Raw genomic sequence first — 13,737 nt, 5'->3', positions numbered from 1 at the left:
GCCCCATAAGTCTTCAGCCGCGCACAAAATGCTACCAGAAAAACTCCACTTTTCACCCCTCTCTCGCCGCCTCGTCGAGGCCTCTTTCACCGGTGGTCACATCACCTCGGATGCGGGCTTGTTGCTGCTGCGCGAGGTCGACCGGCAACATGGCTTGACCCGCCGCCTGGCCAAAATCGTTCCCGATCGGCGTGATCCTGGGCGTGTCCAGCATGGACTGCAGACACTGCTCGCCCAGCGTATCTATGCACTGGCCGCCGGCTACGAGGATCTCAACGATCATGACGGCCTGCGCCATGACTACGCGCTGCAGACTGCGGTCAACCGCCTGCAACCGCTGGCCGGCAAATCCACTCTGGGGCGCCTGGAACAGCAAGCCGATCGCGAAACGGTGGTGCAAGCCCATCGCCTGCTGTGGGAGCACTTCATCGCCCAGCATGACCAGGCGCCGGCTGAGATCGTGCTCGACTTCGATGCGACCGATGTGCCGGTGCATGGTGATCAGGAAGGGCGCTTCTTCCATGGCTATTACGACCATTACTGCTTCCTGCCGCTCTATGTGTTCTGTGGTCGCCATCTGCTGGTGAGCTATTTGCGCCCGAGCAACATCGATGGCGCCCGACACAGTTGGGCCATCCTGGCACTGCTGGTCAAGTTCATTCGCCGCTTCTGGCCAGAGACCCGCATCGTGTTCCGCGGTGACGGCGGTTTTTGCCGACATCGCATGCTCGACTGGTGTGACCGCAAGCAGGTGGATTATGTGGTGGGTCTGGCCCGCAACACCCGCCTGCAGCGGATGGCGGCGCCGGCCATGCAAGCTGTCGCCGAGGCCTACCAAGAAACCGGGCAGAAGATGTCCGGCGTGTATCGCTTCCTCTATCAGGCCGGTAGTTGGCGTAGGCGCCGCCTGGTCGTGTCGCGCCTGGAACATGGCGAGCAGGGTGCCAATCCACGCTTCATCGTCGTGTCCCGCTTTGCCGAGGATGCTGCCCAGCAGTACTACGAAGACTACTGCGGCCGTGGCGACATGGAGAATCGGATCAAGGACCAACAGTTGGATCTGTTCGCCGACCGCACCTCCAGCCCACGCTGGTGGACCAACCAGTGGCGGCTGATGCTGTCGGCCTTTGCCTATGTGCTGTTCGAACGGCTACGCGATCATCTCCAGGGCACCGCATTGGCGCGCATGAGCATCCATAACCTGCGCTTGAAACTGCTCAAGATCGGTGCGGTGATCATTCGCAACAGCCGGCGCATCCGCGTGCTGATCAGCGAGGCCTATCCGCATCAGGAACTCTTTGCGGGGCTGGTTGCCCGCCTCAAGCCGACCTGAACAGGCGGGCGCCCCCGGCCCGGCTCAATGGGGGAAAGGGGGCAGTGCGCCCCATACGCGGGAATTGAATAAAAAACGATCAATTTTTAGCGGTGGAAGGCAGGTTGTTGATACACCGAGGCTTCACCGGCCACGCCTGCCGGCCTCATGAGAAATCCGGGCTAACCTTTCTGGTTCAAAACTTTACGATACCAAACTGGAGAAAGCTAATGTCTCAGGTGCAAACTTTAAGGGGGCGTTGGGGTTAACTCAAAATATGCTCAACTCGACATGTAGCAACCCGCACACTCCACCTTCTTTAGATATAGGTCTAAAACCTTCGACCGCCGATTGCTTTACTGACGACAGATCGAAAGAGGAGCGATTAATTACACAGCAGATGTATGCACTCGTAGGACAGATGGCGGTACTTGGTGGCTATTGTAGTGACGGCGAAATTGTGCCTCGTGCTCCAGATGGGCATGGCCATCCCGAAAAAGAAATGCCTTTCTTTATACAGCTAAAACCAAAAGAGTGAGGATCCGCAATAGGTAAGCCGAAACATAAAAGTCTGTTCAACCTTACCTAGGTTTTGTACGAAAAATAATGTCGCAAACAGCGTATGCGCAGGCTCTTGTGCTATTTCTGAAATAACGTCTTCTCGAAACTGGCTATGCGTTCCCAGTTAACAGCATTCCGTAGGCGAGCAGATGAACTCGCAAAATATTACCCTTACACCAGAAGAGCACAGCGAACTCACTCGCCGCATCAGGTCAGCCACTATGCAGTTAGCATGATGGCTGCCGTGCTCGGGTGATTTTGTTCGCAACTCAAGGCTACTCACGGGTTGACATAGCTCCTCTGAGTGGCTTTTTACTGCGCCCAGTTACTCGCTGGCGCAGCGTTAGAAGGGCTGATTGATAAGCCCGGGTGTGGGCGTCCTTTATCCTGTACGGTTACTCGCCAGAGCTGGTCGTCTTGCTTACCAGCCAAATGGGCGACTGCTTTTGGCCGATAGTTGTCGTTCGGTGGCACCTCGACTTAAACAGTGCCTTGGTAGATCAATATCGACCTTCTAATCAGATATTGACTACTCGATCCTAGTATCTAGTAGAGACAGACCTACGGTCTGCGAGGTCGAAGTAGCTTGTCCCCCAACCCTCAAAACGTCGGCGGCGTTATCACCCACAACACCACCGCATCCTCCTCCCCAGGATTCCCATGCTTATGCGGTTCCTGGCTGGAGAAACTAAAGCTATCCCCCTCACTCAACTGGAAATACCGTTCCCCCACCCACAGCTCAAAGCTCCCCGACAGCACATACCCGACTTCCTCGCCCTCATGGCTGTAACTCTCCTTGCTGTAGGTCCCCGGAGGAAACCGCGAGTGCAAAAACTCCAACTGCCGGGTCGTTTGTGGGGTCAGCAGCTGATCGATAATCCCGTTCTCATAATTCACCTGCAGCCGCTGTTTCTTGCGCACTACAATAGCCCTGGTCCTCTGGCGCGGTCTGGGTTTCGCTGGCGAAGAACCATTGGATGGTCACGCCCAGGCCGCAGTTGAAGTTAAATAGTTCGGTGTGGGGGGAGGTTGCGTTCCAGTTAGATGATAGGAGGAATTTTTTGGTTGCTGAGGCTGCTTTCTGCCAATAGAGGACATTCAGAAGTGATTGAACATCGCTTTGGATGTTATGCAACAAAAGATATGCTTAATGTGAGTATGAGAATATTGGTAATATGCTGCACTGGCAATGTCGCCTGATAATAGTTAAATGGAGGTTCGCTGATGGAGTGGGATGTTTATTCAGGCGCGCATGAACCGTTGTCCGATGATTTGATTGCTGGCATCGAAAAAGTTATCCGTTTCACGCTGCCTAAAGATTACGTTGAATGCGTAAAACGCTTTCATGGTGGACAGCCGAAAGACCGAAGCCTGTCCATTGAGGTTGGCGGTAAAACATGGGATATCGGCTTCGGCATGCTTTTGACTCTTGACCCTTTACACAGCACCGAGAATATCGTTACAGCTCTATTTTCGTTGCGAAATCACCATCAGCTACCAAATTACTATCTGCCTATTGTCGTGGGTGGTGGCGGTGATTATCTGTGCTTTGATTACTCTGAAAGTCCTCTATTTCCAAAAGTGGTTTTCTATTTTCATGAGTTGGAAGTGCAAGAAGGGATATTTTATGTGGCTGACTCATTTTCAGATTTGCTTTCTATGTTAAAGGAAGAAATCTAAAAGAATAACCAATGAAAATATTAACCCTCTGGTTCGCACCGAGACCCATTCAGATGATGCAGTATTCGGCTGCTTATAGTCGCTGTGATGAAAGGCAGCAGGGCCGTTGGAAGCACTCATTCTGTTCTCTACCAATGTATGGACGATTCAGCCGCAATCGTAATCACAACGAAGATACAAAGGACGTTCCCAGTGGAAAAAGCTTCTCTTAAGAGTTTTTTGGCTATTGTTTCTGTTTTTTTAGTTACATTCGCAAGCGCGAATGAAAACAATCTAAAAGTATCCGCAGAAAGCGAAGAGCTGTACTTCAAGGCGCTGCCTTACCTAGAAAAAATCGATGAAGCACAAAACGATATGTTCACTTTTCGAAAGCAGTTAGCAGTCAGCGAAAAGGTGCCCGACCAAAAAAAGGAACAATATAGAGACGAAATGCTTCTGCTTATAAAAGAAGGAATGCCTTTGCTCAAGCGTTCAGCTGAGGAAGGCAATCCAGCAGCGCAGTACCGTCTAGCGTTGATGTTGTCGACTTTTGAATCTCGCGATCAAGTCGCCGAAAGAGTCTGCACTCTCCTAAGGTCCAGTTTCAGTAACGGATTTACTCCAGCGGGTTTGCAGATGCTTTTCTATTGCTTCGATGAGGTTAAAACACCTGGGTATCGGTCACTTGTCGAGGCGTTGCCCAATGATGAAACCCTGTATAGCAGGTACTACCCACAGCCAACGATGATGCCGAGTTGCGATAAAAATGGTCGCTCTAACAGCAATCCAATCGTGTTGCTCGACGAAAAAAGTTTTCGCGCCAACCTCTATATGAGTATGGCGACGCAATTGTTGACGCAAAACCTTAAGCAAGAGCAGGTGCGGTTTCTCAATAAAGCCGCCGAGCATGGATGCACCAGGGCAATAGAAAGGCTAAAGCTCAGCGACGCCGCTAATGGAAGTCGCTCAAGACTGGGGGCTCATGATTAACCGCGTTTGGAATGAGTTGGGCGAGTGAAGCGCTCCGCTGATTAAGGTCTAATTTGGGGCTGATCTACTTTCCAGCCCGTAATAGATGAGTATCAGTAAGCAAAGAGCGGTGACTTCGGTTACCGAGATCGCAGGCAGAAAATCTTGGACGATATGCTCGTAGGCTCCCAATAGCCTTGGAAGCACGATGGTGGATAACGCAGTGGCTTTTCGCTACCATCTGCTCCAAACGATTGCCAGCGATCCAGGAAGCCACGCATCCTGCTTACCAACATGACTTATCTCAGGAACATAGATGTTCATCAAGAAAGTTGTCCTTCACCGTTTCAAACGTTACCAAAAAGCTTCCATAAATCTTAAAGATCAACTTTCACTGGTGGTTGGTGGAAATAACTCTGGAAAATCCACCATTCTACAAGCCCTTGCTGCTTGGCAATTTTGCAAGACTCTGATCGAGATTGAAAAAGGACGACGGGGGTGGGTACAGGCCGGAGGCAAAACTGGTGTAGGACTAGGCATAGTTGACTTTACCCCTCTGCAAGTTCCCTCCCTGGCGCATCTTTGGACCAACCTGAAGACGAGTAAAATTGACGAGCCAGACGGCTACACACTAAAGATAAATGTTTTCTGGGACAACGCAGACGGTGAAGAGCGCTTTTTGGAAATGGGGATGTCGCTCGCAAACGATCGATTATTCGTAAAAGCCACTTCCACAAATCTAACTGCGGAGGAAATCATTGAAGAAAATGAAACGCCGATCGCAGGAAGTGTCCCCTCTGTTGCTTACCTTCCTCCTTTCGCCGGTATTACAGATCGAGAGGGCAGACTAACTCCGGCAATGCGTGAGCGCTTTGTTGGGCAGGGGTTATCAGGAGGTGTTGTTAGAAATGTATTGTTTGATCTGCACGAAGAGAACAAGCGACAGCGCACAAAGCTGTTAGAGAATCGAACTAAATTGAAGGATAGCGATCTCGCATGGTTGCGCAAAAATGATCCTTGGGAGATTTTAGTCTCTGCGATGCAAAGCATGTTTGGTACTGATATAAGAATTGTGCCTTTCAATGAGCGCTGGCACAGTTACCTCAAGGTCCGGTGTGTCAAGGGAGAGATCGACTCTAACGGCTTCTTCAAAAGTCACCCGGGTTTCAATGCTCGAGATTTGATGGTTGAAGGGCAAGGTTTCCTACAGTGGCTTAGTGTTTACGCACTATCGCTGACCCCTGAAGTGAACATAGTCCTATTGGATGAACCTGATGCTCACTTGAATGCGGCGCTTCAAAAGGACTTACTTCAGTCGCTCGAAGCTGTGGCTGCGGGACAAGGTAAACAAATATTAATGGCAACTCACTCGCCAGAACTTATCAGACTCCACGAGCATAATAGGATTTTGTCCGTTGCCAAATCAGGTGCTAAGTATCTGGACGCTCCCGAGGGTAGAATTAAAGTTCTATCTGGTATTGGCTCAGTTCACACCCCGACCATACACTCCTTAATGCAAAATAAGCGAATGCTTATCCTTGAGGCTCCAAGCGATCTGAGATTTCTGCAAAAACTGGCTGAGCGTGCCAAGTTTAAGTGGCCGAAAAACATCACCCCTTGGTATTGGACTGGAACAGCCTCTGAGCGCCTTCAACTTTTCAGACAATTGAAGAAGGAAATTCCTGAACTCAAATGCATTAGTATTCGAGATAGAGATGATGAGTCCGCAAGCACAGTGTCCGAATCCCTGATCGATAAAGGCTTCAAAAATAAAGAACAAGATTTTACCGTGATGAAGTGGAGGCGGCGGCATATTGAAGGTTATTTGCTTTGTAAAGCCGCCATCGCCAGGGCTGCAAATGTAGACGTAGCTGAAATTGAAAAATTCTTTAAAAAGGATGAGCATGCACTGGCCTTACCAGATAACACCACAAAAAGCGAAATAGCCTCAAGCATTAGGGATGCACAAGCTAAAGAGATATTTACGAAAGGTAATTCTCTAAAACGGAACTTTCAAATTACGCGAGACGATGTGGCGGCAGTATTAATGCCTAAGGAAATTGCTGAGGATTTACATACGTTTTTCAAGGCTATTGAAGATCTTGGTAAGTAATAGTACGGTTCTTGGAAGAGTCTGGGAGGGAGCTTCGGGACGATTTGATGTGTCTAGGGTTGCATTTAGTCTGCATTGGTGGCGGTATTTAATTTTAATTTATAAGGATTTCGTATGTTAAAGGTGTTTGCATTAGCTTTTTTCTTAATGCTCGCGGGCTGCACAACAAATCAGCTCCACTTCGCCCCCTACAGCACAGAAACAGAGCTGTCAGCAATTCAGAAGCAAAAAACTGACGTTTATATTACCAAGGTGTCGGGGGCGGAGAGCTGTGTTAACTGTACAGAAAGAAGCACCATTGTATGGCACGCAGCAAACTACAATGGCAGCCTGTATCAGGGATTCTCTGCGATCCCGGTAAGTGATTGGAAAGGTTTTATTAGTGAGTCGGTTTTATCCGACTCTCATGCTCCCTTGAAGGCCGAGATTGTGGTGAATCGTATATTTTTAAAGACTTGGAACAATCCTGAATACTATGCCTGTCAATCGGAAATAACGGTCTATATTGGGCAGTCAAAACTCGATGGTAAGGCTGTTGTGAAAGTACCGTCTTCAGGGCAGTGGCTAGTAGAGAAGGATTTGGCTTTGCTTAATCCAGAGGTTTTGAAAACCATACAGTTGTCTCTGAAAGCCGCCTATCTCAACGCCATACAAAAGCCCTAAGTCATGCTGCATCCATTCTGTAGACATAGTCTGAGCGCGTATTTTTAGTCGATAGAGCCCCTTTGGCGAACATCATCCTAATCCGCCGGCTCTGTTGAATGCGAAAGCTCAAAACGTCGGCGGCGTAATCACCCACAACACCACCGCATCCTCCTCCCCAGGGTTCCCATACTTATGCGGTTCCTGGCTGGAGAAACTAAAACTATCCCCCTCACTCAGCTGAAAATACCGTTCCCCCACCCACAGCTCAAAGCTCCCCGACAGCACATACCCGGCTTCCTCGCCCTCATGGCTATAACTCTCCTTGCTGTAGGTCCCCGGCGGAAACCGTGAGTGCAAAAACTCCAGCTGCCGGGTCGGTTGCGGGGTCAGCAGTTGATCGATAATCCCGTTCTCATAATTCACCTGCAGCCGCTGTTTCTTGCGCACCACATAGCCCTGATCCTCGGGCGCGGTCTGGGTTTCGCTGGCGAAGAACCATTGGATGGTCACGCCCAGGCTGCGGGCGATGTTGAACAGGGCGGGGATGGAGGGGTAGGCGAGGTTGCGTTCCAGTTGGCTGATGTAGCCGGCGGTGAGTTCGCTCTGTTGCGCCAGTTCGCTCAGGGTCAGGCCGCGGCGTTTGCGCAGGCCGCGGATGCGGGTGCCAAGGAACTGTGGGCCGCCGGGTGCATGGCTGTCGCTGCTGGGCTCGGTGGCGGGCGGCGTCTTGCTGCTTTGATTCATGGCGGGCTCCAGGCCTGGAAGGCGGGCACATCCGGGCGCCCGTCCTGCAAAAGGCCTGGAGTATAAATCAGCCTCAAAGCGCCCAGGCGACTTTCAAGCCTTCATGGATGGCTTCTTCCACAGTGCGCGGTGCCAGGCAGTCGCCGATGCGTTGGAAGGGCACCAGGCCTTTGAGTTGCTGGCCGAGGTCGTCCACCGATTGGTGGCCTTGGCACAGGACGAGGCTGTCGACGTTTTCCAGGAGCATGGGTTCGCCGCTGGCGGTGTGTTGCAGGTAGACGGTGCTGTCGTCGCAGCCGTAGAGGCGGGCGTAGGGGATGATCGGGATCGCCAGTTTGTGCAGTTCGCCGGCCATTTGGTCGCGCACGTACAGCGGCAGGCTTTCGCCGCAGTGGGTGCCGTTGACCGCCAGTTGCACTTGGTGCCCGGCGCGTACCAGACGCTCGGCGATGCCGGGGCCGATCCAGTCGCAGCGCCAGTCGGCCACCACCACGCTGCGGCCCAGTTGCACTTCATCGCGCAGCACTTGCCAGGCGTCCACCACTTGCAGGTCGCCGCCGCGTTCGAAGTTCGGCCAGTAGGGTTGGGCGCCGGTGGCGATGATCACGTGGTCGGGGTTTTCCCGTTCGATCAGGGCGCGGTCGACCCGGGTGTTGCGCACCACTTCCACGCCGGCCAGTTGCATTTCCCGTTGCAGGTTGGTGCTGGCGCCGCCGAATTCGCTGCGCCGGGGCAGCAGTTGCGCCAGTTGGATCTGGCCGCCCAGTTGTGCGCTGGCTTCGTAGAGGGTGACGTTATGGCCGCGTTGGGCGGCGACGGCGGCGGCTTTCATCCCGGCCGGGCCGCCGCCCACCACCAGGATGCGTTTGCCGCGAGCGCTGGGCTTGGGCTGGCCGTAGAGCAGTTCGCGGCCGGTTTCCGGGTGCTGGATGCAGGAGATCGGCAGGCCCTTGTGAAAGTGGCCGATGCACGCCTGGTTGCAGGCGATGCAGGCGCGTACGTCCTCGGCGTGGCCGCGCTCGCTCTTGTTGGGCATCTGCGGGTCGCAGATCAGCGCGCGGGTCATGCCGCAGACGTCGGCCTGGCCCTTGGCGATGATCGCTTCGGCTTCCTGGGGCTGGTTGATGCGCCCGGTGACGAACAGCGGGATCGACAGCCCGGCCTTGAAGGTGCCGGCTTCCCGGGCCAGATAAGCCGCTTCCACTGCCATGGGCGGCACTATGTGCACCGCGCCGCCGAGGGAGGCCGAGGTGCCGGCGACGATGTGCACGTAGTCCAGTTGCCCTTGCAGCAACTGCACGGCGGCCAGGGATTCGTCTTCGGTGAGGCCTTCGGGGTCGCGTTCATCGGCGGAAATCCGCAGGCCAATGATGAATTCGGCATCGGTGCTGGCGCGCATGGCGCCGAGAATTTCCCGGATAAAGCGCAGGCGCTGTTCCAGTTCGCCGTTGTAGCCGTCGCTGCGGCGGTTGACCCGCGGGTTGATGAACTGCGCCGGCAGGTAGCCGTGGCTGGCCACCAGTTCCACGCCGTCCAGCCCGGCCTGATGCAGGCGCCGGGCGGCGTCGGCGTAGCCCTGGATGATCTCGTCGATCATCTCCTGGTCCAGGGCCCGGGGCATGACCCGGAAGCGTTCGTTGGGCACCGCCGAAGGCGCATAGGCTACCGCCAGCAGGCCGTCGGCGGACTCCATGATTTCCCGCCCCGGGTGGAAGATCTGCGACAGCACCACCGTGCCGTGGGCGTGGCAGCTTTCGGCCAGGCGCCGGTAGCCGTCGATGCAGGCATCGTCGGTGGCCATCAGCACGTGGCTGGTGTAGCGCGCACTGTCGTGGACCCCGGCCACCTGCAGCACGATCAGGCCGGCGCCGCCTTCGGCGCGGGCGCGGTGGTAGGCGATCAGCTGGTCGTTGACCAGGTTGTCGGTGGGCATCGAGGTGTCGTGGCCGCTGGACATGATGCGGTTCTTCAGGCGTTTGCCACGGATCTGCAAGGGTGCGAACAGGTGCGGGAAGGCGCTGGTCATTGCGGGTGACTCCAGGCGGGCCAAGGGCAGGGGAGCACAGCCTTGGCGTTGTTATTGTTGGCCTATCAAAATTTACCGACAGTAAAAAATCAACTTGTTTTTTTACTATGGCTTGCAGTAGCTTCGACCTGCGCCCGCTTTTGGCGCGAACCTCACAACAATAAAAAAGGGCTGTGCCGGCGCCTGCCGGTGTGGCACCGCGACGAGGATTCACAGAATGAAAGCGCTCACCCGCAAGCACGGTTGTTCTTTCCTGGCCCTGAGCCTGGCCCTGGGTTTGACCCTGGGCCAGCCGCTGATTCAGAACAAGGCCCAGGCAGCCCCCGACATGGTGGTCGTGGCGTACGGCGGAGCCGGACAAAAAGCCCAGGACGTGGCGTTGTTCCAACCCTTCAGCAAGGCCGATGGCAGCAAGCTGATCCAGAGCGAATACAACGGCGAAATGGCCCGGATCAAGGTCATGGTCGACACCGGCAACGTCGATTGGGACCTGGTGCAGATCGAAGGCCCGGACCTGATGCGCGGCTGCGAGCAGGGCATGTACGAACCCCTGGACTGGAAGGCCCTGGGCCGCGCCGAGCAGCTGATTACCGACGCCGCCCAGCCCTGCGGCTCGGCGGTGCTGGTGTGGAGCGTGGCCATTGCCTACGACCGCAACAAGCTGGCCAAGGCCCCGGCGTCCTGGGCGGATTTCTGGGACGTCAAGCAGTTCCCCGGCAAGCGCGGCCTGCGCAAGCGCGCGGTGTACAACCTGGAGTTCGCGCTGATGGCCGACGGGGTCAAGGTCGAGGACGTGTACAAGGTTCTGGCCACGCCGCAAGGGGTGGAGCGGGCCTTCGCCAAGCTGACCGAGCTCAAGCCCTACATCCAGTGGTGGGAGGCCGGGGCCCAGCCGGGGCAGTGGCTGGCCGCCGGTGACGTGGTGATGACCTCCAGCTACAGCGGGCGTATCGCGGTGGCGGCCCAGGCCGGCGCGCCCCAGGCGGTGGTCTGGCCCGGCAGCCTGTACGGCATGGATTACTGGGCGATCATCAAGGGCTCGAAACACGTGGATCAGGCCAAGCGCTTCATCGCCTTCGCCAACCGCCCCGAGGTCCAGGTCGACTACGTCAAGCAGATCCCCTATGGCCCCACCAACACCCTGGCTGCGGCCAAGCTCGACCCGGCGCTGGCGCAGTGGGTGCCGACCTCGGAGCAGAACCTCAAGGACGCCCTGGCGATGAACGTGGAGTTCTGGGTCGATCACGGCGAGGAGCTGGAAGAGCGCTTCAACGCCTGGGCCAGCAAGTAAGTGCAGCGGGCTGGACGCCTGCGGGCGTCCGGTCCTATTGTTCGCCGGCCCGGTTTACCGGCCACCCGCCTGGAGGACTCCAACAATGAACAACATCGCTCCCAGCCCCTACGCCAACGCCGAGCGCAGCGCCACCGAACAGCGCCTGCGTGAAGAGCTGGCGGCCTGCTACCGGCTGATCGCGCACTTTCGCATGACCGACCTGATCTTCACCCACATCTCGGTGCGCCTGCCCGGGCCCGAGCATCACTTCCTGATCAACCCCTACGGCCTGATGTTCGAGGAAATCACCGCTTCCAACCTGGTGAAGATCGACCTCAACGGCCAGGCCGTGGAGCCGTCGCCGTACCCGGTGAACCCGGCGGGGTTCGTGATCCACAGCGCGATCCACGGCGCCCGGGAAGACGCCCAATGCGTGCTGCACACCCACACCAAGGCCGGCTGCGCGGTGGCCGCGCTCAAATGCGGATTGCTGCCGGTGAACCAGATTTCCATGGAGTTCTATGGCCGCGTGGCCTACCACGATTACGAAGGCGTGGCCCTGGACCTGGGCGAGCAGCAACGGTTGGTGGCTGACCTGGGCGACAAGAGCGTGCTGATGCTGCGCAACCACGGCCTGCTCACCGTGGGCGAAACCGTAAGCCAGGCGTTTTTGCGCATGTACTACCTGGAGAAAGCCTGCGAGATCCAACTGGCGGCCCAGGCGGCGGGGGAGATCGTGCTACCGCCGGACGCGGTCTGTGCCCACACCGAACGCCAGTTCAACGACCCGGGCCGGCCACTGCAGGAAGGCGAACTCAACGATCCGGACGCCATGCAACTGGCCTGGGCGGCGTTGTTGCGCCTGCTGGAGCGCATCGCCCCCGACTACCGCGCCTAAGCGCGATTGCCCTGAAACCGGGGCTGGATGAGGCCGGGAAGCTTGCTGTACATTCGTTCAGTTTCCGCCGCCCGGCGATTGTCCAAGGAGCCATGCCCCATGAGCCAGGAAGTGCGCTTTTCCCGTCTGGAACCTGACCTGCGCAAGGCCGAGCTGATCGAGGCGACCCTGACTTGCCTCAAGCGTCACGGCTTTCAGGGCGCGTCGATCCGCAAGATTTCCGCCGAGGCCGGAGTCTCGGTGGGGCTGATCAGCCATCACTATTCCGGCAAGGACGAGCTGGTGGCCGAGGCCTATCGCGCCATCACCGGGCGGGTCATGAATCTGTTGCGCGAAGCCATGGAGCAGGCCGCGCCCGATCCACGGCAACGGCTGTCGGCGTTCTTTCGCGCCTCGTTCTGCGCCGAGTTGCTGGACCCGCGCCTGCTGGATGCCTGGCTGGCGTTCTGGGGCGCGGTGAAGACCGCCGAGGCGATCAACCAGGCCCATGAACATTCCTACGCCGAGTACCGCAACGAACTGGCCAGCCTGCTGAGCCAAGTGGCCGGGGAGCAGGGTTGGGAAGAGTTCGACGCCGATCTGGCGGCCATCAGCCTCAGCGCCTTGCTCGACGGCCTGTGGCTGGAATCCGGGCTCAACCCCGGCACTTTCAGCCCGCAGCAGGGCGTGCAGATCTGCGAAGCCTGGGTCGAGGGGCTGCTGGCCAGCGGCGGGCGCGGTTTCATCCGGCCGACACAGGGCTGTTGATCGGTTGTTCAGTAATGGCTAGGCTGCTGCGCACTGGGTTTCTTTTCTAATAAAAATAATCAGGAAACAGGCGATGACTCCTCGGGTTTTGATCGTCGACGACGATCCGCTGATTCGTGAACTGCTCCAGGCTTACCTCTCGCAAGAAGGCTATGACGTGCACTGCGCCGCCACCGCGGAGCAGGCCGAGGCCTTTCTCGGCCAGCACACGGTGGACCTGCTGATGCTGGACATCCGCCTGCCGGGCAAGGACGGCCTGACCCTGACCCGGGAGCTGCGGGTGCGCTCGGAGGTGGGGATCATCCTGATCACCGGGCGCAACGACGACATCGACCGCATCGTCGGCCTGGAATGCGGCGCCGACGACTACGTGATCAAGCCCCTCAACCCCCGCGAGCTGGTGTCGCGAGCCAAGAACCTGGTGCGCCGGGTGCGCCAGGCCTACCAGCCACAAACCCCCGCGAACCACCCGAGCCCGGTCAAGCAGTTCGCCGACTGGGCCCTGGACACTGACCGTCGCCGCCTCATCGACCCACAGGGCGGCGAAACCCTGCTGACCCACGGCGAGTACCAGTTGCTCAGCGTGTTCCTGCGCAACAGCGGCCACACCCTGAGCCGCGACCAGTTGATGGACCAGATCCGCAACCGTGAATGGGTGCCCAGCGACCGTTCCATCGACGTGCTGGTGGGCCGCCTGCGCCGCAAGCTGCACGACGACCCGGCCGAGCCGGAGCTGATCATCACCATCCACGGCGCCGGTTACCTGTTCACCGCCAGCGTGGCGGCCTGA

12 protein-coding genes and 2 pseudogenes are annotated in these 13,737 nt (G+C 56.8%); 11 read left to right on the top strand and 3 right to left on the bottom strand.

What is annotated here, in order from left to right:
- Positions 1 to 28 precede the first annotated feature (28 nt).
- From BLV47_RS16070 to BLV47_RS16065, 3 genes and pseudogenes are all read left to right on the top strand, one after another.
- Entirely contained in the window at positions 29 to 1,333 is a 1,305-nt protein-coding gene (locus BLV47_RS16070; protein ID WP_010793081.1) for an IS1380-like element ISPa33 family transposase, read from the top strand.
- 154 nt (positions 1,334 to 1,487) lie between these two features.
- Positions 1,488 to 1,559 (top strand): annotated as a pseudogene (locus tag BLV47_RS37045) (pentapeptide repeat-containing protein); the annotation flags it as partial.
- 30 nt (positions 1,560 to 1,589) lie between these two features.
- A complete protein-coding gene (locus tag BLV47_RS16065; protein WP_244168890.1) occupies positions 1,590 to 1,850 on the top strand; it encodes a hypothetical protein in 261 nt (86 codons plus the stop codon).
- Between the two features lie 623 nt (positions 1,851 to 2,473).
- Here the strand turns inward: BLV47_RS16065 and BLV47_RS16060 are convergent.
- Positions 2,474 to 2,885, bottom strand: a pseudogene (locus BLV47_RS16060) (cupin domain-containing protein); the annotation flags it as partial.
- A 212-nt stretch (positions 2,886 to 3,097) separates the two neighbouring features.
- Between BLV47_RS16060 and BLV47_RS16055 the strand changes: the two are divergent.
- From BLV47_RS16055 to BLV47_RS16040, 4 genes are all read left to right on the top strand, one after another.
- Positions 3,098 to 3,553 carry an SMI1/KNR4 family protein gene (locus BLV47_RS16055; protein ID WP_092315180.1) on the top strand — a complete coding sequence of 152 codons (456 nt, stop codon included), beginning with the start codon at positions 3,098 to 3,100 and terminating at the stop codon, positions 3,551 to 3,553.
- A 192-nt stretch (positions 3,554 to 3,745) separates the two neighbouring features.
- Positions 3,746 to 4,522: a hypothetical protein gene (locus BLV47_RS16050; RefSeq protein ID WP_244168889.1), complete on the top strand. Its 777-nt coding sequence runs from the start codon at positions 3,746 to 3,748 to the stop codon at positions 4,520 to 4,522.
- Positions 4,523 to 4,817: 295 nt separating this feature from the next.
- Positions 4,818 to 6,614 (top strand): ATP-dependent nuclease, encoded by a 1,797-nt coding sequence (locus tag BLV47_RS16045; RefSeq protein ID WP_092315176.1) that lies wholly within the window; start codon positions 4,818 to 4,820, stop codon positions 6,612 to 6,614.
- 114 nt (positions 6,615 to 6,728) lie between these two features.
- Positions 6,729 to 7,277, top strand: a complete 549-nt coding sequence (locus BLV47_RS16040) for a hypothetical protein (protein WP_092315174.1) — start codon at positions 6,729 to 6,731, stop codon at positions 7,275 to 7,277.
- 108 nt (positions 7,278 to 7,385) lie between these two features.
- Here BLV47_RS16040 and BLV47_RS16035 read toward each other — a convergent pair whose 3' ends face one another.
- Both BLV47_RS16035 and BLV47_RS16030 read right to left on the bottom strand, forming a co-directional pair.
- Complete coding sequence (locus tag BLV47_RS16035) at positions 7,386 to 8,003, bottom strand: cupin domain-containing protein (protein ID WP_092315172.1); 618 nt, start codon at positions 8,001 to 8,003, stop codon at positions 7,386 to 7,388.
- A 73-nt stretch (positions 8,004 to 8,076) separates the two neighbouring features.
- The gene (locus tag BLV47_RS16030; RefSeq protein WP_092315170.1) at positions 8,077 to 10,029 is read right to left on the bottom strand and encodes an oxidoreductase; all 1,953 of its coding nucleotides are present in this window, start codon (positions 10,027 to 10,029) and stop codon (positions 8,077 to 8,079) included.
- A gap of 217 nt (positions 10,030 to 10,246) precedes the next feature.
- On the opposite strand from BLV47_RS16030, the gene BLV47_RS16025 reads away from it, so the two are divergent.
- The 4 genes from BLV47_RS16025 to BLV47_RS16010 all read left to right on the top strand — a co-directional run bounded on the left by BLV47_RS16025 (position 10,247) and on the right by BLV47_RS16010 (position 13,737).
- Complete coding sequence (locus tag BLV47_RS16025) at positions 10,247 to 11,320, top strand: ABC transporter substrate-binding protein (protein ID WP_092315168.1); 1,074 nt, start codon at positions 10,247 to 10,249, stop codon at positions 11,318 to 11,320.
- Positions 11,321 to 11,405: 85 nt separating this feature from the next.
- The gene (locus tag BLV47_RS16020; RefSeq protein WP_092315166.1) at positions 11,406 to 12,200 is read left to right on the top strand and encodes a class II aldolase/adducin family protein; all 795 of its coding nucleotides are present in this window, start codon (positions 11,406 to 11,408) and stop codon (positions 12,198 to 12,200) included.
- Positions 12,201 to 12,299: 99 nt separating this feature from the next.
- Positions 12,300 to 12,947, top strand: coding sequence for a transcriptional regulator BetI (gene betI, locus BLV47_RS16015; RefSeq protein WP_092315164.1), 648 nt, complete (start codon positions 12,300 to 12,302; stop codon positions 12,945 to 12,947).
- 73 nt (positions 12,948 to 13,020) lie between these two features.
- The gene (locus BLV47_RS16010) at positions 13,021 to 13,737 is read left to right on the top strand and encodes a response regulator (protein ID WP_092315162.1); all 717 of its coding nucleotides are present in this window, start codon (positions 13,021 to 13,023) and stop codon (positions 13,735 to 13,737) included.

This window comes from Pseudomonas saponiphila (assembly GCF_900105185.1).
In the GTDB taxonomy this organism is placed as follows: Bacteria; Pseudomonadota; Gammaproteobacteria; order Pseudomonadales; family Pseudomonadaceae; genus Aquipseudomonas; species Aquipseudomonas saponiphila.
This window is presented reverse-complemented; position numbering and strand designations above follow the sequence as displayed.